This is a genomic window from Paenibacillus algorifonticola, assembly GCF_050481745.1.
Taxonomy (GTDB): domain Bacteria; phylum Bacillota; class Bacilli; order Paenibacillales; family Paenibacillaceae; genus Pristimantibacillus; species Pristimantibacillus algorifonticola_A.
In genome coordinates this window covers 12410-33026 of the sequence record NZ_JBCNGR010000026.1, presented here as the reverse complement: position 1 = coordinate 33026, position 20617 = coordinate 12410, and the positions used below count along the sequence as shown (strand labels likewise).

The following is a 20617-nucleotide window of genomic DNA, read 5'->3' as shown; positions in this document are numbered from 1 at the left end:
AGAACAAATAAAAATTCTTACCAGTCCATCATCGGGTTGAAGTTGCACCAGCAAAAATGCTTTTTTCCTTTATTCATCATCGGTTACGAGCGCTGCCATAGCAGCTCCGACATCAATTCCACAGGTTTTCCCAAGGTCTTGCATCGTTTCTACCCATTTGACCGGGATACTCGACCGCTCACACAAATGAAGCACCTTCTCTATCATTCGTGGATCTGCATCTTGAGCAATGTAGACTTCGATTGCTTGATCTTGCTCAAGCATCTTCGTCGTCTGTTTCGCGCCAACTTTAAACTGCATGGAATCACCTATCCTTTAGCGGTAGAAGATCACACAATTAGGCACACTTCGATATAGTATCACCTGTATACCTAGAGTGTCAAGTAGCTTTATCAGAAAAACCGCAAATGCTAGTCATTACCTCTTCTGAAAAGCTGCTAGAACCTCGATATACGCATACGCAGGCAGCTTCCCCTTCACTTACCAGGGGAGGCCGCCGCCGCATGCATGCTTCAAGCTTTAGTCAACGGTAACGGCTTCTGATTCCAGTTCGCCTTGGTTTACAACAGTTTCCTGCTCATCCTCAAGTCCTACCAGACGGATATTGCGATAACGCGGCATACCCGTACCAGCTGGAATCAACTTACCGATAATAACATTTTCCTTCAGACCAAGCAATTGATCGACCTTGCCTTTAATAGCAGCGTCAGTCAAGACGCGAGTCGTTTCCTGGAAAGAAGCTGCCGACAAGAACGAATCCGTCTCAAGAGACGCTTTCGTGATACCGAGCAATACCGGTTTGGCTACAGCTGGCTCTTTATCAGCAAAGATCGCTTCGCGGTTGGCAGATTCATATTCATGAATGTCTACGAATGCGCCTGGCAGAAGCTTCGTTTCTCCCGCATCAACGATACGGATTTTGCGGAGCATTTGCTTAACCATGACTTCAATGTGCTTGTCATTGATTTCTACCCCTTGGTTCCGGTAGACGCGCTGTACTTCCTGCAAAATATAGTTTTGAACGCCGCGGATACCTTTAATCCGAAGCATATCTTTAGGGTCAATTGAACCATCTGTCAGCTCGTCGCCGGCTTCAAGATGCTGACCTTTTACAACACGGATACGCGAACCGTAAGTGATCGCATAAGTTTTGGATTCCGCTTCACCTTGAACTTCGATTTCACGGCGATCCTTCGCTTCACGAATTTCTTTGACGACACCATCAAGCTCGGTGATAATCGCTTGACCTTTCGGATTACGCGCCTCGAAAAGCTCCTGGATACGCGGCAAACCTTGCGTAATATCGTCTCCGGCAACACCGCCGGTATGGAAGGTACGCATCGTCAGCTGTGTTCCTGGCTCACCGATGGATTGAGCGGCAATGATACCTACTGCTTCACCGATTTCAACATGCTTGCCTGTTGCCAGGTTGCGGCCATAACAAGTTTTACATACGCCATGACGAGCGCGGCAGCTAAGCACGGAACGGATTTGCAGCTTCTCAATACCTGCATCAATAATCGCATCGGCTCTGTTCGAGTCAATCAGATCGTTGCGGCTGACGATAACTTCGCCAGTCTTCGGATGACGAACGGTCTCGAAAGCGTAGCGGCCTTCAATACGATCGTACAGATCCTCAATAACCTCTTTGCCGTCTTGAATTTTGCTCACGGAGAAGCCTTTATCGGTTCCGCAATCTTCTTCACGAACGATAACGTCTTGTGCAACGTCAACGAGCCTACGAGTCAGGTAACCGGAGTCAGCTGTACGAAGAGCTGTATCCGCGAGACCTTTCCGCGCTCCATGCGTCGAGATGAAGTACTCGAGTACCGTCAGACCTTCACGGAAGTTCGATTTGATTGGCAACTCGATAATCCGACCCGATGGGTTGGCCATCAGACCACGCATACCGCCCAACTGGGTGATTTGCGATTTGTTACCCCGTGCCTTCGAATCAACCATGAGCATAATGTTGTTGTAACGATCCATGGACTTCATCAAAATTTCCGTCAGCTCGTCTTTACATTTGCTCCAAATGCTAATAATCCGGTCATAACGCTCTTCGTTCGTAATCAGACCACGACGGTACTGATTCATAACGATAGCAACCTGATCATCCGATTTTTTAAGAAGCTCTGTTTTCTCCGGCGGCACGATAACGTCCGATACGGCGATCGTAATACCTGCACGCGTGGAGTAAGTGAAGCCTAGCTGCTTGATACGGTCAAGGATGACAGCCGTCAGCGTCGTATGGTAGTTTCTGAAGCACTCAGCAATAATATTACCGAGATAATCTTTACCTACACCGCCTGCTATCGGCAATTCTTCAATGATTTTTTTCAAATCACTGCCTTTTTCGTATACAAAATATTTATCCGGCGTACCGTTCAAGAGGTTCGTTTTCGTAGCCTCGTTGATATACGGGAAATCTTCCGGGAAAATTTCGTTGAAAATAACTTTACCAACCGTCGTTGACATCAACGACTGCTGTTGTTTTTCGGTGAACACCGTCTTTTTCAAAACTTTCACCGGAATAAAGATCCGTGCATGCAGCGAAACAATACCGCGTTGGTACGCCGATACCGCTTCATTCACCGTTGCAAACACCGAACCCGTACCATGCGCTTCCTTGTTGTCCATCGTCAGATAGTAACTGCCGAGAACCATATCCTGGGAAGGCGTAACGACTGGCTTGCCGTCTTTAGGGTTCAAAATGTTGCCCGATGCAAGCATGAGCAAGCGAGCTTCCGCTTGTGCTTCTGCAGACAAAGGTACGTGAACGGCCATTTGGTCACCATCGAAATCCGCGTTATAAGCAGTACATACGAGCGGGTGAAGCTTGATGGCGCGGCCTTCAACCAAAATCGGCTCAAATGCTTGAATACCGAGTCTGTGAAGGGTCGGGGCACGGTTAAGAAGAACCGGGTGCTCCTTAATTACTTCTTCAAGAACATCCCATACTTCAGGGCTTACGCGCTCAACTTTGCGCTTCGCGCTCTTAATGTTGTGTGCAAGTCCTTTGTTGACGAGTTCTTTCATAACGAATGGCTTAAACAGCTCAAGCGCCATTTCCTTCGGAAGTCCGCATTGGAACATCTTCAGGTTAGGTCCTACTACGATAACGGAACGGCCAGAGTAATCGACACGTTTACCGAGCAAGTTTTGACGGAAACGCCCTTGCTTACCTTTAAGCATATGGCTGAGCGATTTGAGCGGACGGTTACCCGGTCCAGTCACTGGACGACCACGACGGCCGTTATCAATCAGCGCATCAACTGCTTCTTGAAGCATACGTTTCTCATTTTGCACGATAATGTCAGGAGCACCCAGATCAAGCAGGCGCTTCAGACGGTTGTTACGGTTGATTACACGACGGTACAGGTCATTAAGGTCAGACGTTGCAAAACGTCCGCCATCCAGTTGTACCATCGGGCGAAGCTCAGGAGGGATAACTGGAAGCACATCGAGAATCATCCATTCCGGCTCATTGCCAGAATTGCGGAATGCTTCGATAACTTCAAGACGCTTGATCGCACGGTTACGGCGTTGGCCCTGAGCCGTACGAAGCTCTTCTTTAAGCTGCTCCAGCTCTTTCTCCACTTCAATGTCCTGCAGCAGTTTTTTGACTGCTTCAGCACCCATTCCAGCGTGGAAGCCGTAGCCATATTTCTCACGGTAGCTGCGGTATTCCTTTTCGGACAGCAGCTGCTTTTTCTCCAGCGGCGTATCACCAGGATCAGTTACAACATAAGATGCAAAGTAGATGATCTCCTCAAGCGAACGAGGCGACATATCCAATGCCAAGCCCATGCGGCTAGGAATCCCTTTGAAATACCAGATATGGGATACAGGAGCTGCAAGCTCAATATGTCCCATACGCTCACGGCGAACTTTCGCACGTGTTACTTCAACGCCACAGCGATCACAGACGACGCCTTTATAGCGAACGCGCTTGTACTTGCCGCAGTGACACTCCCAGTCTTTGGTAGGACCAAAAATTTTCTCGCAGAAGAGGCCTTCCTTCTCCGGTTTTAACGTCCTATAGTTGATCGTTTCCGGCTTTTTAACTTCTCCGCGGGACCAGGAACGAATTTTCTCAGGCGAGGCAAGCCCAATTTTCATATACTCGAAGTTGTTCACGTCCAACAAGGAGCAACCCTCCTTCGTCATGTATGGCTATTTCATGCATACTAGCGGCTGCGTATTCGCTAGAAGCGTACACGCAGCTGGGCTAGGTTTTTATTCAAGAGCGCCTACTTCAGCGCCTTCTAAATTAAGATTCAGCTTATCTCCTGCTGCGTCATCATCGTCATCCGACTCTCTCAGCTCGATCTCTTCTTCATTTTCGGTCAGGATTTTGACATCCATACCCAGACTTTGAAGTTCTTTGATCAATACTTTGAATGACTCTGGTACGCCCGGCTCTGGTACGTTCTCACCCTTAACAATCGACTCATACGTCTTCACGCGACCAACAACATCATCGGATTTGACTGTAAGAATTTCTTGCAAGGTGTAAGCAGCACCATATGCTTCAAGCGCCCATACTTCCATCTCACCGAAACGCTGTCCGCCGAATTGAGCTTTACCACCCAATGGCTGTTGCGTAACGAGCGAGTAAGGACCTGTGGAACGAGCATGGATTTTATCATCAACCATGTGCGCGAGTTTGATCATGTACATGACGCCAACAGTAACTTCACGTTCGAAGTTTTCACCCGTACGGCCATCATAAAGTACAGTCTTACCATTACGCTGCATGCCCGCTTCTTCCATGGCATCAAAAACGTCATTCTCCCGCGCGCCGTCAAATACAGGCGTCGCAGCATGCAAGCCAAGACGTTTACAAGCGAGACCCAAGTGAACTTCCAGCGCTTGGCCGATGTTCATACGGGAAGGTACGCCCAGTGGGTTGAGAACAACTTCAACTGGTGTGCCATCTGGCAGGAACGGCATATCTTCTTCCGGCATAATGCGGGCAATAACCCCTTTATTACCGTGACGTCCGGCCATTTTATCACCCTCGGAAATTTTCCGTTTTTGAGCGATATAAGCACGTACGAGTTGATTTACACCAGGAGGCAGCTCATCGCCGTTCTCGCGGGTAAATACTTTTACGTCCACAACGATTCCGTCAGTACCATGCGGTACGCGAAGCGAAGTATCTCTTACTTCACGAGCTTTCTCACCGAAAATCGCATGAAGAAGACGCTCTTCAGCTGTCAGCTCCGTTACACCTTTAGGTGTTACTTTACCAACGAGAATATCGCCTGCACTGATTTCTGCACCAACACGGATAATGCCGCGCTCGTCGAGATTTTTCAGTGCTTCTTCGCCGACGTTCGGAATGTCGCGTGTAATTTCTTCTGGTCCAAGCTTCGTATCACGGGCTTCCGACTCATATTCCTCGATATGGATCGAGGTATATACATCTTCTTTTACAAGCTTTTCACTAAGAAGGATAGCATCCTCATAGTTGTAGCCTTCCCATGTCATAAAGGCAACGACCACATTGCGGCCCAGCGCCAATTCGCCTTGCTCAGTTGACGGTCCATCAGCGAGAATATCGCCTTTTTGGATAACGTCGCCTTTGTGCACAAGCGGACGCTGGTTAATGCATGTTCCTTGGTTGGAACGCGTAAACTTATGAAGCTTATGCTTAACGAGATCGCCAGTTACCGACTTGCCGTCAATTTGCTCCACACGGCGCAGCCAAATCTCATTGGCAGATACACGTTCAATAATTCCATCATGTTTGGAGACAATACATACACCGGAGTCTTTAGCCGACTTATGCTCCATGCCCGTACCGACAAGCGGTGCCTTCGGGATCAAGAGAGGTACGGCTTGCCGCTGCATGTTGGAACCCATTAGCGCACGGTTGGAGTCATCGTTTTCCAGGAACGGAATAAGCGCCGTCGCAACCGATACTACCTGCTTAGGAGAAACGTCCATGTAGTCAACGCGCTCGCTTGGCATCGTAAGGATGTTGTCAGCTTGCTTGTTGTAACGAACGATAACGCTGCTATCTTCAAAAGTACCTTCTGGAGTCAGCTTCGCATTCGCTTGCGCGATTACATAGTTGTCTTCTTCATCTGCAGTCAAATAGGAAATTTGTTCCGTTACAATTCCTGTCTTCGCATCTACCCAACGATAAGGAGCTTCAATGAAGCCATATTCGTTAATGCGGGCAAAGGAGGACAAGGAGTTGATCAGACCGATATTCGGTCCCTCTGGCGTCTCGATCGGACACATCCGCCCATAGTGGGAGTGATGGACGTCACGGACTTCAAAGCCCGCGCGCTCACGCGTCAAACCGCCGGGTCCGAGTGCAGACAGACGACGTTTGTGCGTCAGTTCAGCAAGCGGATTCGTTTGGTCCATAAACTGCGAGAGCTGTGAGGATCCAAAGAACTCTTTAATCGAAGCTATAACGGGACGAATGTTAATCAGCGCCTGCGGCGTAATTGCGTTAGCATCCTGAATCGACATCCGTTCACGCACAACTCTTTCCATACGGGATAAACCGATACGGAATTGGTTTTGCAGAAGCTCCCCTACAGAACGCAGACGACGATTGCCCAAGTGGTCAATGTCATCCGTGCTTCCTACACCTTGAAGCAGGTTAAGGAAATAGTTAATGGAAGCAATAATATCTGCCGGCGTGACGTGCTTCACTGCTTTATCAATAATTCCGTTCGCAATGACCTTAATCACTTTGGATTCGTCAAGCGGCGAGAATACACTGATTGCTTGCAGTGGAATACTATCTGCATCAAGTACGCCATTGGCGACATGATACGTTTTGAAGCCGACATTCGTTTCAAGCTTCTCCAAAATGTCATCCAGCAAGCGGCGGTCAATCATTTGACCTGCTTCGGCAATAATTTCACCTGTCGAAGGATCGACAAGCGTTTCAGCCAAGCGCTGGTTGAACAGACGGTTTTTGATATGAAGCTTTTTGTTAATCTTGTAACGTCCTACATTTGCCAAATCATAGCGTTTCGGATCAAAGAAGCGTGCTACGAGCAAGCTCTTCGCGTTATCAAGCGTAGGCGGCTCACCTGGACGAAGGCGCTCATAAATTTCGATCAGCGCTTTCTCGGTAGAATCCGTGTTGTCTTTATCAAGCGTATTGCGAATATACTCGTCATGGCCGAGCAATTCCAATATTTCAGCGTCAGTGCCGAAGCCTAACGAACGCAAAAGTACCGTAACCGGAATTTTCCGAGTGCGGTCGATACGAACGTAGACAATATCTTTAGCATCCGTCTCCAGCTCTAACCAAGCTCCACGATTCGGGATAACGGTCGCTGTATAGTTTTTCTTCCCGTTTTTATCAACCTTCGTGCTGAAGTACACACTTGGGGAGCGCACCAATTGGCTGACAATAACCCGTTCCGCTCCGTTAATGATAAACGTGCCGGTCTCTGTCATCAGCGGGAAGTCACCCATGAAAACTTCCTGTTCCTTCACTTCGCCCGTCTCTTTATTAAAGAGACGCACTTTCACGCGTAGTGGAGCAGCATACGTCACATCGCGTTCTTTTGATTCATCGACCGAATATTTCGGTTCGCCCAAGCTGTAGTCGATAAACTCAAGCGATAGATTGCCCGTAAAGTCCTGAATCGGCGAAATATCTTGGAATAACTCTATTAAATCCGTTTCCAAGAATTTTTCGTACGATTTTTGTTGGATTTCAATCAGGTTCGGGACTTCCAGCACCTCGTTGATTCGGGCATAACTTCTCCGCGTGCGCCGACCATACTGAACAAGTTGTCCTGCCAACTTAACCTCACCCCTCATGTCTGTCTCACAGCAACGAAACGTACTGCGTAACTGCTTACTTATTCAAATAAAGAAAAGCCCTTATCGAATAGTTCGAAAAAAGAGCATGTTCCACGAGCCAACCATACGCAGCGCAAGCGTATAGAATCCATATCAAGTAATTTTGCCCAAAATGTAAACATTATACGTCAACTACGCATTCTATATGCATTTTGCGCTAAAAATTCGCACTTGACATTTTAGTTGACTAAAGAGATTTAGCCCAATTTAATGCTGACATTTTATAATCTTACCACATATAGAAAGTCAAGTCAAGGAATCAAATGACTCATTTAACAGCTTTGTAAATTCGGTAGCCCTTATCTTTCGTCACTTCGATTACTTCACTGAACAACGTCTCAAGCTTCGCTTCCGCTGATGCGGCGCCCTGCTTTTTCTGAATGACGACCCACATCGTTCCGCCAGGAGAAAGTAGCCCATAGCCCTCTTCAAAAATACGATGTACAATCTCTTTCCCAGCCCGTATAGGAGGGTTAGTGACGATCATATCAAATGTGGACTGCCGAACCGCTTCATACACGTCGCTTTGATAAACCGTTATATTCTTTATGCCGTTGTTGTGCGCGTTTTCTTTGGATAGCTCTACCGCTCTTTCATTCACATCTATCATCGTTACATGGCTTTCCGGAGCAAGCCGAGCAATGGTAAGACCGATCGGCCCGTATCCGCACCCGACATCCAATACGCTGCGTTCGCCCTTCAGCTCCAGTGCATCCAGCAGCACACGCGTGCCGTAATCGACACCCGTTTTCGAAAAAACGCCAGCATCCGTCATAAATTTCAATTCAAAACCGCGCAGCTTTTCTTCATGAATGCGCCGGTCACTTTTCACGCCGGGGCTTGGCGAATAGTAATGGTCTGACATGCGAATTCCCCCTGACCTGATAAGGTCGAACCTTATACTTGCATAGATTTAAATTTAAACATAGAACGAACCCCTTGAAACGTAGCGTTTCAAGGGGCCCGCTATCTTCTAAAGAAGAGATATTACTTAACTTCTACAGCTGCGCCAGCTTCTTCAAGCTTAGCTTTAACTGCTTCTGCTTCTTCTTTAGCAACGTTTTCTTTGATTGCTTTAGGAGCGCTATCAACCAGATCTTTCGCTTCTTTCAGGCCAAGACCTGTGATTTCGCGAACGACTTTGATAACGTTGATTTTGGAAGCACCAGCGTTGTTAAGGATAACAGTGAATTCAGTTTGCTCAGCTTCAACAGCTGCGCCGCCGCCTACAGCAGCTACAGGAGCAGCAGCAGTAACGCCGAATTCTTCTTCGATTGCTTTAACAAGATCGTTCAGTTCAAGAACGGTCATAACTTTAATGGCTTCCAAGATTTGATCTTTAGACATGGTTATACCTCCAGAAGTGGGTTTAGTTTTTTTTAAGCTGCAAGCTTAAACGAGCAGCAGATTCGATGCGTGTGAAAAAAATTAAGCTTGAGCTTCTTTTTGCTCGCCAACTGCTTTAACCGCAAGCGCGAAGTTGCGCACTGGGGCTTGCAATACGCTGAGGAGCATGGAAAGCAATCCATCGCGGGACGGAAGTTCCGCCAGCGCTTTGATTTGATCCATATCAACGATTTTACCTTCAACAACGCCGCCTTTAAGTTTCAGAGCGTCGTTCTTTTTAGAGAAATCGTTAAGAATTTTTGCTGGAGCAACTGCATCTTCGTTACCGAAAGCAATAGCTGTCGGTCCAGTTAGAATCTCATTCAACTCAGAAAGACCAGCTGCTTCAGTAGCACGGCGAACTAGCGAGTTTTTCAAAACTTGAAACTCGATGCCAGCCTCACGCAGCTGTTTGCGAAGTTCTGTAACTTGCGCAACGTTCAATCCGCGATAATCGGCAACGACAGTGCTGGAGCTATCACGAAGCTTTGCTGTAATAACTTCAACCGCTTGTTGTTTCTCTTGGATGATATTTGCGTTTGCCAAACTGTACACCTCCTGTATTATTTGTACATTCCGTTATTTGACGAGTCAGATCTCTTGCCGCGATGCATGAGAAAAGCCTCCGCTATAAGTAGCGAAGGCCATGATGGTTCGTTAGTGCAACCCAAGGCTGCACCCAAACGCTTTATCATAACACCTCGGTAGGAAATTAAGCCTTTCGGCACCTACTGTCTACGGTATGCGTGTTCGATTTTAGTTCCGTTCCTTGCTATTAGCGGTAGCTAGCAGCGGAGACGCGAGCGCCAGGGCCCATTGTCGAGGAAACGGCGATGTTTTTCAAGTATACACCTTTAGCTGCAGCTGGTTTAGCACGAACCAAAGCTTCTACAAGAGCGCGAAGGTTAGCATCAAGCTTATCAGCATCAAAGGATACTTTACCGATTGGAGCATGGATTTGACCAGCTTTGTCCAGACGGTATTCAATTTTACCGGCTTTAATCTCTTGCACGGCTTTAGAAACGTCAAACGTTACTGTGCCGGCTTTAGGGTTAGGCATGAGGCCCTTACCACCGAGAATACGACCAAGTTTACCAACTTCAGCCATCATATCCGGCGTTGCTACGCAAACGTCGAAATCGAACCAGCCTTGTTGAATTTTGTTAATCATGTCTGCGTCGCCGACAAAATCAGCGCCAGCAGCTTCTGCTTCCTTCGCTTTGTCGCCTTTTGCGAATACGAGGACGCGTTTAGTTTTACCAGTACCGTGCGGAAGTACAACGACGCCACGCACTGCTTGGTCTTGTTTACGAGGGTCTACACCCAGACGTACAGCAACTTCAACGGATTCGTCGAATTTAGCTGTTGCTGCTTTTTTCACAAGCTCAATCGCTTCTAACGACTCGTAAGTCGCTTCGCTATCGATCAGCTTGGAAGCTTCTACATACTTCTTGCCATGTTTAGCCATTGTAAATATCCTCCTCAAGTGGTTATAGCGGAAAATCCTCCTAGGGAAAATCCTCCCACAGTGAAGCCTAAGCTTCACAGTCCGAGCATCCTTGTAAAAGTGAGCCCTTCGTTTGTTATCCTAACGGATCAAACGCAATTAGTCAACGATTGTAACGCCCATGCTGCGTGCAGTGCCTTCGATCATAAGCATTGCTGCTTCAACGGAAGCTGCATTCAAGTCGGGCATTTTTTGTTCCGCGATTTCACGGACCTTAGCGCGATTAACGGTAGCTACTTTCTTCTTGTTCGGCTCGCCTGATCCTTTTTCGATACCTGCTGCTACGCGGAGCAATACTGCTGCCGGTGGAGTTTTAGTTTCGAATGTGAATGAACGATCCTCAAATACGGAAATAACAACCGGAATAATCAAACCTGCTTGATCTGCTGTACGAGCGTTAAACTCTTTACAGAACGCCATAATGTTAACGCCTGCTTGACCGAGCGCCGGACCGATAGGTGGAGCTGGATTCGCTTTACCTGCAGGAACTTGCAGTTTGACCATCTTGATGACTTTCTTAGCCATGACTATACACCTCCTTACCCTGGTAATCCACAACATACAACTAACGAGTTTGGTGCTTCTGCATCCCCCAGCAAGCTGGCGATCTACAGAAATACCGGAACTAGATCTTCTCCACTTGAGTATAATCCAACTCAACTGGCGTTTCTCTGCCAAACATGTTGACATGAACCTTGAGCTTCGCTTTTTCCAGCAAAATTTCTTCTACTGTACCAACGAAATCCGCGAACGGACCTTCCTTGACCCGTACAGTTTCCTTCAGATCGAATTCGATCTTCGGCTTCGGCTCCTCCATACCCATATGCTTCAAAATCTGTTCGACTTCGTCTGGCATAAGAGCGATCGGCTTCGAGCCTGATCCTGTCGATCCTACGAATCCTGTAACACCCGGCGTATTGCGAACAACATACCAAGAATCGTCAGTTTGAACCATTTCTACGAGAACGTAGCCTGGATAAACTTTACGTTGAACGGTTTTTTTCTTGCCGTCCTTCTCGACCACTTCTTCTTCCATCGGAACTAGTACGCGGAAGATCTTGTCTTCCATGCCCATTGATTCCAGACGGCGTTCCAAATTGGCTTTTACTTTGTTCTCATAACCGGCGTAAGTGTGTACGACATACCATCTTTTTTCCATTTCAATTCACCTTTGGACCCTTCTTAAACAATCAGTTCAACTAGAGACGAGATCCCGATGTCAAGAAGCCAAAAGTAAATCGTCACAGCCGTAATCGTCAAAACGACAACGATTGAATAGCTTGTCAACTCTTTACGATTTGGCCAACGAACCTTCTTCAGTTCTGCCCAGCTGTCAGCAAAGAAACCAAACGTTGTTCCGAAGCTTTGCTTCACTTTAGCCAAAAATGCCACGGTCACACCTCCATTTGACTATCTCGTCTCGCGATGAGGAGTCTGCTCGTTACAAAACTTGCAAAACTTCTTCAACTCGATGCGGTCGGGGTGATTGCGTTTGTTCTTGCTGCTCGCATAGTTTCTCTGTTTGCAGTTTGTGCATGCCAACGTGATAATAACCCGCATTGAATTACACCTCCCGAACTGCTACTAAATACCTGTTCACCCTGAAACATGCAGTACCTCAAGATGAAATGAAGGCCAACACGAAAAAAAACCTCATATTTAGGCCTACCCGAACACTTTATCACACGACATATTGGATGTCAATGTAAAAGATAGAATGCGAGCTTGTATAAAAGCTGGAAGCAAGGCGGCATCGGGTCCGCCCTGTTTCTACAAGTATAGGCAGCATTTTCCGATTTAAAACGGAAATGAAGCCATCCTCTTCTACAATTACAGAGAAAAGGACAGCTTCTGCATTCTCACTTAAGCTATAAGTATGATGACACTGTTACCCGCTTATGTCCCGGACTTCCAAATAACGTTCCAGCTTCCGCTTCACGCGCTGTAGTGCATTATCAATAGACTTCACATGACGATCCAGATCAACTGCTATTTCCTGATAGGACCTTCCATCCAAATAAAGCATGAGCACCTTGCGTTCAAGATCACTCAAAATCTCGGACATCTTGTCTTCCAGACCGCTAAACTCTTCCTGGTTAATGATCAACTCTTCCGGATCTGATACCCGGGTCCCGCATATGACATCAAGCAAAGTACGATCGGAGTCTTCATCGTAAATGGGCTTATCGAGCGAGACATAGGAATTGAGCGGGATATGCTTCTGCCTGGTGGCCGTCTTAATCGCCGTTATAATCTGCCGCGTAATGCACAGCTCTGCAAATGCTTTAAAGCTTGCGAGCTTGTCCCCTTTAAAGTCGCGAATAGACTTATACAGTCCGATCATGCCTTCCTGCACAATATCTTCCCGGTCCGCACCGATAAGAAAATAAGAGCGTGCTTTAGCTCGAACGAAATTCTTATATTTGTTAATCAAATATTCGAGCGCCAGACTGTCGCCATTGCGAACCGCTTCTACGATTTCCTCGTCCGTACTGCAGTCATATTCGAGCGTACTCCATTCTTTGAGGTCGATGCTCACAAACTATCCCTCCGGCCTGCAAGGCGTACGCCGCTAGATTCATAGCCAGCAAATATAGAGCCAGTATACATTATGTAACCTGACAACGTCAACCGATTTAGACCCCGAACCGATAACAAAACCTATTCAAAGTGTCGAAAATTTTACAGATACATCCAAAAATAATTCGCCGCCGCCTTCGTGCGCCCCGTTATTTCTTGCCTCGCCTGAGCCTTTCCAGCTGCGTGCGAATTTCAAGGCTAAGACTATTGTCCACCGTATTGCGGCGGCTCTTCGTTTCTTCCCTCAGCGTAAGCTCAATTTGCTTGCGGTTCTGCTCCATTTCAATTAACAGCTCGCGTGCCGAGAGGCGGAGCGCCCCATGGGCGAAAGCGACATGCTGTTCTACGAGATCAGAAGTAGCGACATACAAATGGCGTCTTTTTTGAAACAGCTCAACAACCATGCGCTCAATGCATTCATCCGCTGTTTCCTTTTCCTTCGTATACACAATTGTCAGCTTGTGGTGCTTGAAGGTCGCTCCAAGCCCAGGCACCTGATGCGCATCAAAAATGACATAGACCGCCATGCCGGTAAACCCCTGATAATCCGCGAGCATATCAAGCAGCTTGTCCCTTGCTTCCTCGAGATCGAAGGCTTTCAGCTTTTCCAGCACGGGCCAGGCCCCAATCATGTTGTAGCCATCCACCAGCAAAATATCGTCACGCCGTTTCATGCTTTAAACGCTCCGGCGCTGTCTGACCACTTCGTACATGAACACGCCCGCAGCAACGGAGGCATTCAGCGAATTAAGCTGGCCCTGCATCGGAAGCTTCACCAGAAAATCGCATTTTTCTTTGATGAGGCGGCCAATCCCTTTGCCTTCATTGCCAATGACGACAGCGAGAGGCATGTCGAATTTCATCGAATAAATCTCCTGCTTGGCACTGACATCCGTGCCCGCTATCCATATGCCTTCTTCCTTGAGCCGATCGATCGTTTGCGCCAGGTTTGTCACGCGGGCAACCGGCACATATTCCGCCGCTCCCGCCGACGTTTTCGAGACGGTAGCCGTTAATCCGACCGCGCGGCGCTTCGGAATAATAACACCATGAACGCCGGTGCATTCCGCTGTCCGCAGAATCGAGCCCAAATTATGTGGGTCCTCTATTTCATCCAGCAGCAAAATAAAAGGCGTCTCATTGCGGCTGCGCGCCGCTTCTAATATTTCTTCAATCTCGGCGTAGCGAAAAGCAGCAGCCTGCGCAATAACGCCTTGATGCTGAACGCCCTCGGCCATGCCATCGAGCTTCCTTCTATCGACAAATTGCACGATAATTCCGCTTTTTTTCGCCTCTGCCGTAATCGGCTGCGTCATGCTCTTCTGGGCGCCTTCGGCGATCCAAATTTTATTAATTTCACGCCCGGAACGAAGCGCCTCCAGTACGGGATGCTTGCCAGCAATAATTTCATCTTGCGGGGTAGTCTCAGTCATTATTCGCCCTCCTTTGTTTTCTTGGCTGCGGTGGAAGGGGCGGCTGGCTGTGCCAGCTGCTGCTCTCCATCTTCTCTTGCTGCAATCGCACAGGCGAATAACTCATGCAAGCGCTGAATGCGGCCTTCATAATATAAATACCCAACGAGACATTCAAGCGCGGTTGCTTGACGATAATCGGCAGGGTCAGCATTTTTAGGCGGTGCACCGGATTTCGTATTGCGTCCGCGCCGCACCACATCTGCCTCTTCCTCCGTCAGCAGCGGCTGCCAGTGCTCCAGTAAAATCCGCCGCTGCGCCTTTGCCGAGACGATGCCCGTCGCTTCGCGGTGCAGGTGATGCGGCTTATGATTCGGCAGCGATACCAAATATTGTCGTACCAGCAGCTCGAACACACTGTCACCCACATAGGCGAGCACGACGGGATTCAGCAGATTTGTTTTTTTCGAAGGCGAGTAAAACAATAAATCGTTCGCTAGCGCCTCGCTGTTATGCGGCTCACTCATAGGCGGCGCCAACGGATGCCTTGCGGCGTATCCTCAAGAGCGATGCCTTTCTCTGTCAACAAATCGCGAATTTCGTCTGCTCTAGCCCAGTTTTTCGACTGGCGCGCTTCCGTTCTTTCGACAATCAGCTGCTCAATTTCCTCATCAAGCAGATCCGCTTCGGCCGACTGTAGCGGAATTAAGCCAAGCACCTCGTCCATTTGCTCCAGCACATCCAGAAAGGCCTGCACGCCCTCGACACTCACATCTGCGCGATTCAAATATTGATTCGCTTCGCCTACCAGATCAAAGACCGCGGTAATCGCATCCGGCGTATTGAAGTCATCGTCCATTTTCGCCTCGAAGACGCTCATTATTTCCGCCAAGCGAGCATCAAGCTCGAACGCTGCAACCGCAGCTCCCGTCTGCTCCTCGCTCTCCAGCACTTGCAGGCGATGGCGCAAATTGGACGCGCTGTTCGCGATGCGCTCCACGCTGTTCACGGCTTGCTTCAACGCTTCTTCATTGAAATTAAGCGGGCTGCGATAGTGTCCAGACAAAACAAAATAACGAATGGCTTGCGGCTTCACTTGCTTTACAAGCTCATGCACGGAAATTCCGTTGCCAAGCGACTTGGAAATTTTCACATTATCAATGTTAATATAGCCGTTATGCATCCAATAATTCGCGAGCGGCTTGCCCGTTAATGCTTCTGACTGCGCAACCTCGCATTCATGATGCGGGAACTGCAGGTCGTGTCCGCCGCCATGAATATCGAGCGTGTCTCCGAGATATTTGCGCGCCATCGCCGAGCATTCGATATGCCAGCCGGGACGGCCCGGTCCCCAAGGGGTTTCCCAGAAAATTTCGCCTGGCTTTGCCCCTTTCCATAGCACAAAATCCTGCGGATTCTCCTTGCGATCACCCACCTCAATCCGAATGCCGAATTGCAGCTCCTCCAGATTTTGATGCGACAGCTTGCCGTAATCCTCGAACTTCGCGGTGCGGAAATAAATATCGCCTTCGCTCTCATAAGCGATGTCTTTGTCCAGCAGGCCTTGAATAAATTCGACGATTTCCGGAATATGCTCCGTTACGCGCGGGCTCAGCGTTGCCTTATGCACCGCGAGCGCTTCGAGATCCGCATTGAATGCCGCGATGAAGGTCTCTGCCACTTCTGGAACGGTAGATCCCAGCTCTTCCGCTTTGCGGATCAATTTATCATCCACGTCCGTAAAGTTGACAACATAATCAACCTCATAACCTGTGCTCTCCAAATATCTCCGAACGACATCGAAGAAAATAACCGGTCTTGCATTTCCAATGTGAATATAATCGTAAACCGTCGGCCCGCATACGTACATTTTAACTTTTTCCGGCTCCTGTGATTCAAAAGCTTCCTTCGTGCGGGTCAGCGTGTTATATAAATGTAGCGTCATTTTCGAAATTCCCCTCCAGTTACAGGCTCCCTGAGCTCTTTCAACTCTGTTTTCAAACGATCTATTTCATTTTGCATATCCCTCAGCATTTCGATAACCGGGTCAGGCAGCTGGTTGTGCTCCAGTCTGTCCTTCACCCGCTCGCCATTTCGTTTCACCACTCGGCCGGGGTTGCCAACAACGGTACAATTAGGCGGCACCTCGCGCAGCACAACCGCATTCGAGCCTACATTTGAATTATCGCCAATTTTGAACGATCCCAGCACCTTCGAGCCAGAGCCAATAACGACGTTGTTGCCGATGGTCGGGTGGCGCTTGCCCTTCTCCTTGCCCGTACCGCCAAGCGTAACCCCTTGATAAATGACGACATCATTACCAATTTCGCATGTTTCGCCGATGACAATGCCCATCCCGTGGTCGATGAACAGCCGATCGCCTATCGTAGCACCTGGATGAATTTCAATGCCCGTCATAAAACGGCTGAATTGAGATATGATACGCGCGACCGTAAACCATTTGTGACGAAAAAAATAATGCGCTGCCCGATGCGCCCAAATCGCATGCAGGCCGGAATAAGTGAAGACGACCTCAAAGCGACTTCTGGCGGCCGGATCATTTTCGAATACCGCTTCAATATCTGAACGAATATGGCGAAACATCAGCTTATCTCCTCTCAAGCCAGCAGGCCGCTGCCCCTCTTAGAGACTGCGACGAAATGAAGTACCGCTAATTTCCTCGCAGCTCCTTAGTCCTGCCTAGCTGGCTGCCGCATATCCATATAAAAAAGCCCCCACAGCATTTGCATGCTGCAGAGGCGTGTGTTCAATCGCGGTCCCACTCTGCTTGAATAGCCTGACAACATATCTGCGCCGCTCGCAGCAAGCTTTAAGCATGTCTGCCTTCGCCCGCTTCAACCTATGGCTGCCAGATAGCTCAGCTGCTATCCATCTCAAAGCCTTTAACGCAGGCTTACGTTGCCGCCTACCCCACAAGCGCCGTCGACGCAGCATGCGAACGAAACCTCTCTCGTTCCATGACAGCTGTTCGGGCCTCTGGCTCGGAACAAAGCTCCCAGGTGCAATTTTCCGCCCGCCGAATTAGACAACTTGCAGCTACATTGTCCAATAGCCGCGGGTAACCCGGCCTGGATGCAATGACGGTTGTCCTCTCTGCAAATCCAGCAAAACGTACTTTTCCTGTTCATAGCTTGTTAACTGTAAACTTCCTAATAGTAGCCCTAGTATACCCAATCCACCCTTATGTGACAAGAGGCATTGTGTCCGTGGGTAATCATACGGTGAAAAAGAGTACGCCTACCGCGAATACTCGCGCCGCGGCCTTCTCCCCATGCAGCGAGCCTAGCGGCCCAACCGCTCGTTCAGTCTCGCGATGACTTTCGCTTGGCCAAGCAGCACGATGGTTTGGTTCAAGTCCGGTCCATGCGTCTGTCCGGTCAACGCGGCACGGATTGGCATAAACAGCTGTTTGCCTTTGAAGCCGGTATCCTTTTGCACCGTTTTAATGGAAGCCTTCACGCTACCTTCATCAAATGCCTCGGCTGGTGTTGCTTCTACTTGTGCGAGGAAAGCCGCAAGCACGACAGGCACCTGCTCTTCTGCAAGCACAGTCGTCGCTTCTTCTTCATCTTGGGCAGCCTCTTGGAAGAAAATCTCGGTATGCGGTACGATTTCCGCTGCATAACGCAGCTTATCCTGATACAACGCCACGAGACTGCTCACCCATGCGCGGCCAGCTTCATCCAAATGCTCAGATACGCGGCCAGCTTTAACCAAATGCGGCAGGCACATCTCGACGACGCGCGCCAGATCTGTTTTTTTCAAATATTCATTGTTCATCCAGCTCAGCTTCTGCGTATCGAATACGGCCGGGCTTTTGCTAAGGCGCTCAGCATTGAATACTTCAATCAATTGCTCACGGGTAAAAATCTCCTGCTCGCCTTCCGGCGACCAGCCGAGCAATGTAATAAAGTTGAACATCGCCTCTGGCAAATAGCCCAGCGAATCGTATTGCTCAATGAATTGGATGATCGACTCATCGCGCTTGCTGAGCTTTTTGCGGGTTTCGTTAACGATCAGCGTCATATGACCAAAGCGAGGCGGCTCCCAGCCAAATGCTTCATAAATCATCAATTGGCGCGGCGTGTTGGAAATATGGTCTTCGCCCCGCAGGACGTGGCTAATTTTCATCAGGTGGTCATCCAGTGCAACGGCAAAGTTGTACGTTGGGATGCCATCTTTTTTCACAATGACAAAATCGCCTGTTTCTGCCGTATCAAAGCTGATTTCGCCTTTTACGACATCGTCAAATTTGTACGTGCGGCCTTCCGGTACGCGGAAACGAATGCTTGGCACGCGGCCTTCCGCCTCGAATGCCGTGCGCTGCTCATCCGTCAAATTGCGATGCAGTCCGGAATAACGCGGCGTTTCGCCCCGGGCCGTCTGCTCCTCGCGCTCACGCTCCAGCTCCTCTTCGGTGCAGTAGCAGCGGTAGGCCAGACCGCGATCCAGCAAATCCTGCCAATATTTTTCGTAAATATCGAGACGCTCCGTCTGACGGTAAGGACCGTAGTCGCCGCCAACGTCGATGCTTTCATCCCAGTCAATGCCGAGCCATTTCAAATAAGTGAGCTGGCTTTCTTCTCCGCCGGCAATATTGCGCTTCACATCCGTATCTTCGATGCGGATAATAAACTTTCCGCCCAAATTGCGGGCAAACAAATAATTGAATAAGGCCGTTCTTGCGTTTCCAATATGCAGATGCCCCGTCGGCGACGGTGCGTATCGTACGCGAATTTCTTGTGTCATTGGTAAATCGCCCCTCCCTAGTCGCTTGCAGCCTTGCGCTTTTAGTACTGCCAAACTCGTAAGATAAGTAAGGTGAAAAAGAGTCTGCGCTGCCGCTTCTCCAGCAACCCCTTTTCTCTCCACTGCGACTTTTTCACCATACTGCTTACATCCTTGCAGTAAATCAGCTATTGCTAAGATTTCCTTCAAAAAAACCAGCTGCGTTTCGTAAATATAACCTTCGCCTTACATAAACAAATTGCTTTTGCTATATCTTTAGCAAAATAATTGAGGACATGTATGCAGCGTAAGCAAGCCACATTATAATCTTGATTGATTATAGCATCAAACATGAGCAGAAGCCTGCGTATCGAAAGTCAGCTTCATGCATAGGCTTTAGGCGGACACAGCAGCCGCTATTACAGCCGAAACACGGGTTATGGCAGAGGACGCGGACTCAGAAGACGCTAATATGCTTCCGATCGTTATTTTGAACGGAAAATCAAGGGCATAACGGATTTCCTGTCCGCTCAAGACCTCAAATCCTCCCAAAAGCCATGAGTATCCGGGTTCTGGTTTGCATACACACCCTAGATAAACCAACAGCGTGAAGAAGTCTTTTTCTCATCCCTGCACCCAAAAATTATTGCGATTATATCACATCTTTAATCAGGCAAACAACGGATTGCGCCGCGATTCCTTCGCCGCGCCCAGTGAAGCCGAGCTGCTCCGACGTTGTTGCCTTCACATTCACCTGGGACACATCCGCCTCCAAGGCTGTGGCGATAATTTCCGCCATTTGTGGAATAAAGGGCAGCATCTTGGGACGCTGCGCAATAATCGTCGAGTCAATGTTGCCAAGCTTATAGCCGCGCTCCTTGACGAGTCCCCATATATGTACGAGCAGCTTCAAGCTGTCCGCATCCTTGAACTCAGGGTCCGTATCGGGAAAATGCTTCCCGATATCGCCAAGCGCCAATGCGCCCAAAATCGCATCGGTAATCGCATGCAGCAGCACGTCGGCATCGGAATGCCCTAGCAGCCCTTTTTCATATGGAATGGTTACACCGCCGATAATGCACGGCCTGCCTTCTACCAATTGATGAACGTCAAACCCTTGTCCTACACGAATCAT

19 protein-coding genes and 1 other annotated feature are annotated in these 20617 nt (G+C 48.7%); all 19 genes read right to left on the bottom strand.

Going from position 1 to position 20617, the window contains the following annotated elements:
* Positions 1 to 69 precede the first annotated feature (69 nt).
* The 19 genes from ABEW34_RS21175 to ispF all read right to left on the bottom strand — a co-directional run bounded on the left by ABEW34_RS21175 (position 70) and on the right by ispF (position 20617).
* Complete coding sequence (locus ABEW34_RS21175) at positions 70 to 300, bottom strand: ribosomal L7Ae/L30e/S12e/Gadd45 family protein (protein WP_430161317.1); 231 nt, start codon at positions 298 to 300, stop codon at positions 70 to 72.
* Between the two features lie 219 nt (positions 301 to 519).
* Positions 520 to 4122 carry a DNA-directed RNA polymerase subunit beta' gene (gene rpoC / locus ABEW34_RS21170; protein WP_414812582.1) on the bottom strand — a complete coding sequence of 1201 codons (3603 nt, stop codon included), beginning with the start codon at positions 4120 to 4122 and terminating at the stop codon, positions 520 to 522.
* A gap of 117 nt (positions 4123 to 4239) precedes the next feature.
* On the bottom strand, positions 4240 to 7806 hold the full coding sequence (gene rpoB, locus ABEW34_RS21165) for a DNA-directed RNA polymerase subunit beta (protein ID WP_430161316.1): 3567 nt from the start codon (positions 7804 to 7806) through the stop codon (positions 4240 to 4242).
* 310 nt (positions 7807 to 8116) lie between these two features.
* Positions 8117 to 8713 carry a class I SAM-dependent methyltransferase gene (locus ABEW34_RS21160; protein ID WP_430161315.1) on the bottom strand — a complete coding sequence of 199 codons (597 nt, stop codon included), beginning with the start codon at positions 8711 to 8713 and terminating at the stop codon, positions 8117 to 8119.
* A gap of 122 nt (positions 8714 to 8835) precedes the next feature.
* Positions 8836 to 9195, bottom strand: coding sequence for a 50S ribosomal protein L7/L12 (gene rplL, locus ABEW34_RS21155; protein ID WP_046234213.1), 360 nt, complete (start codon positions 9193 to 9195; stop codon positions 8836 to 8838).
* An 81-nt stretch (positions 9196 to 9276) separates the two neighbouring features.
* Positions 9277 to 9780, bottom strand: a complete 504-nt coding sequence (gene rplJ / locus ABEW34_RS21150; protein WP_430161314.1) for a 50S ribosomal protein L10 — start codon at positions 9778 to 9780, stop codon at positions 9277 to 9279.
* A gap of 60 nt (positions 9781 to 9840) precedes the next feature.
* Positions 9841 to 9993: a sequence feature (ribosomal protein L10 leader region), on the bottom strand.
* A 16-nt stretch (positions 9994 to 10009) separates the two neighbouring features.
* Positions 10010 to 10702 carry a 50S ribosomal protein L1 gene (gene rplA, locus ABEW34_RS21145; protein ID WP_056035763.1) on the bottom strand — a complete coding sequence of 231 codons (693 nt, stop codon included), beginning with the start codon at positions 10700 to 10702 and terminating at the stop codon, positions 10010 to 10012.
* Between the two features lie 138 nt (positions 10703 to 10840).
* Positions 10841 to 11266 carry a 50S ribosomal protein L11 gene (gene rplK / locus ABEW34_RS21140; RefSeq protein ID WP_046234210.1) on the bottom strand — a complete coding sequence of 142 codons (426 nt, stop codon included), beginning with the start codon at positions 11264 to 11266 and terminating at the stop codon, positions 10841 to 10843.
* A gap of 100 nt (positions 11267 to 11366) precedes the next feature.
* Positions 11367 to 11900: a transcription termination/antitermination protein NusG gene (nusG, locus tag ABEW34_RS21135; protein ID WP_430161313.1), complete on the bottom strand. Its 534-nt coding sequence runs from the start codon at positions 11898 to 11900 to the stop codon at positions 11367 to 11369.
* A 23-nt stretch (positions 11901 to 11923) separates the two neighbouring features.
* Positions 11924 to 12133 carry a preprotein translocase subunit SecE gene (secE, locus tag ABEW34_RS21130; protein ID WP_046234208.1) on the bottom strand — a complete coding sequence of 70 codons (210 nt, stop codon included), beginning with the start codon at positions 12131 to 12133 and terminating at the stop codon, positions 11924 to 11926.
* An 18-nt stretch (positions 12134 to 12151) separates the two neighbouring features.
* Positions 12152 to 12301, bottom strand: coding sequence for a 50S ribosomal protein L33 (gene rpmG, locus ABEW34_RS21125; RefSeq protein ID WP_015847242.1), 150 nt, complete (start codon positions 12299 to 12301; stop codon positions 12152 to 12154).
* 328 nt (positions 12302 to 12629) lie between these two features.
* Positions 12630 to 13280, bottom strand: coding sequence for an RNA polymerase sporulation sigma factor SigH (gene sigH / locus ABEW34_RS21120; RefSeq protein WP_056035760.1), 651 nt, complete (start codon positions 13278 to 13280; stop codon positions 12630 to 12632).
* Between the two features lie 190 nt (positions 13281 to 13470).
* Positions 13471 to 13995: an NYN domain-containing protein gene (locus ABEW34_RS21115; protein WP_430161312.1), complete on the bottom strand. Its 525-nt coding sequence runs from the start codon at positions 13993 to 13995 to the stop codon at positions 13471 to 13473.
* 3 nt (positions 13996 to 13998) lie between these two features.
* Positions 13999 to 14754 (bottom strand): 23S rRNA (guanosine(2251)-2'-O)-methyltransferase RlmB, encoded by a 756-nt coding sequence (rlmB, locus tag ABEW34_RS21110; RefSeq protein ID WP_430161311.1) that lies wholly within the window; start codon positions 14752 to 14754, stop codon positions 13999 to 14001.
* Positions 14754 to 15260: a Mini-ribonuclease 3 gene (locus tag ABEW34_RS21105; protein WP_430161310.1), complete on the bottom strand. Its 507-nt coding sequence runs from the start codon at positions 15258 to 15260 to the stop codon at positions 14754 to 14756. The genes rlmB and ABEW34_RS21105 overlap by 1 nt, the downstream gene beginning before the upstream one ends.
* Positions 15257 to 16678, bottom strand: coding sequence for a cysteine--tRNA ligase (cysS, locus tag ABEW34_RS21100; protein WP_430161309.1), 1422 nt, complete (start codon positions 16676 to 16678; stop codon positions 15257 to 15259). The genes ABEW34_RS21105 and cysS overlap by 4 nt, the downstream gene beginning before the upstream one ends.
* The gene (gene cysE, locus ABEW34_RS21095; RefSeq protein ID WP_430161308.1) at positions 16675 to 17337 is read right to left on the bottom strand and encodes a serine O-acetyltransferase; all 663 of its coding nucleotides are present in this window, start codon (positions 17335 to 17337) and stop codon (positions 16675 to 16677) included. The genes cysS and cysE overlap by 4 nt, the downstream gene beginning before the upstream one ends.
* Before the next feature lie 699 nt (positions 17338 to 18036).
* A complete protein-coding gene (gltX, locus tag ABEW34_RS21090) occupies positions 18037 to 19503 on the bottom strand; it encodes a glutamate--tRNA ligase (protein ID WP_430161307.1) in 1467 nt (488 codons plus the stop codon).
* A gap of 631 nt (positions 19504 to 20134) precedes the next feature.
* On the bottom strand, positions 20135 to 20617 hold the full coding sequence (gene ispF / locus ABEW34_RS21085; protein WP_430161306.1) for a 2-C-methyl-D-erythritol 2,4-cyclodiphosphate synthase: 483 nt from the start codon (positions 20615 to 20617) through the stop codon (positions 20135 to 20137).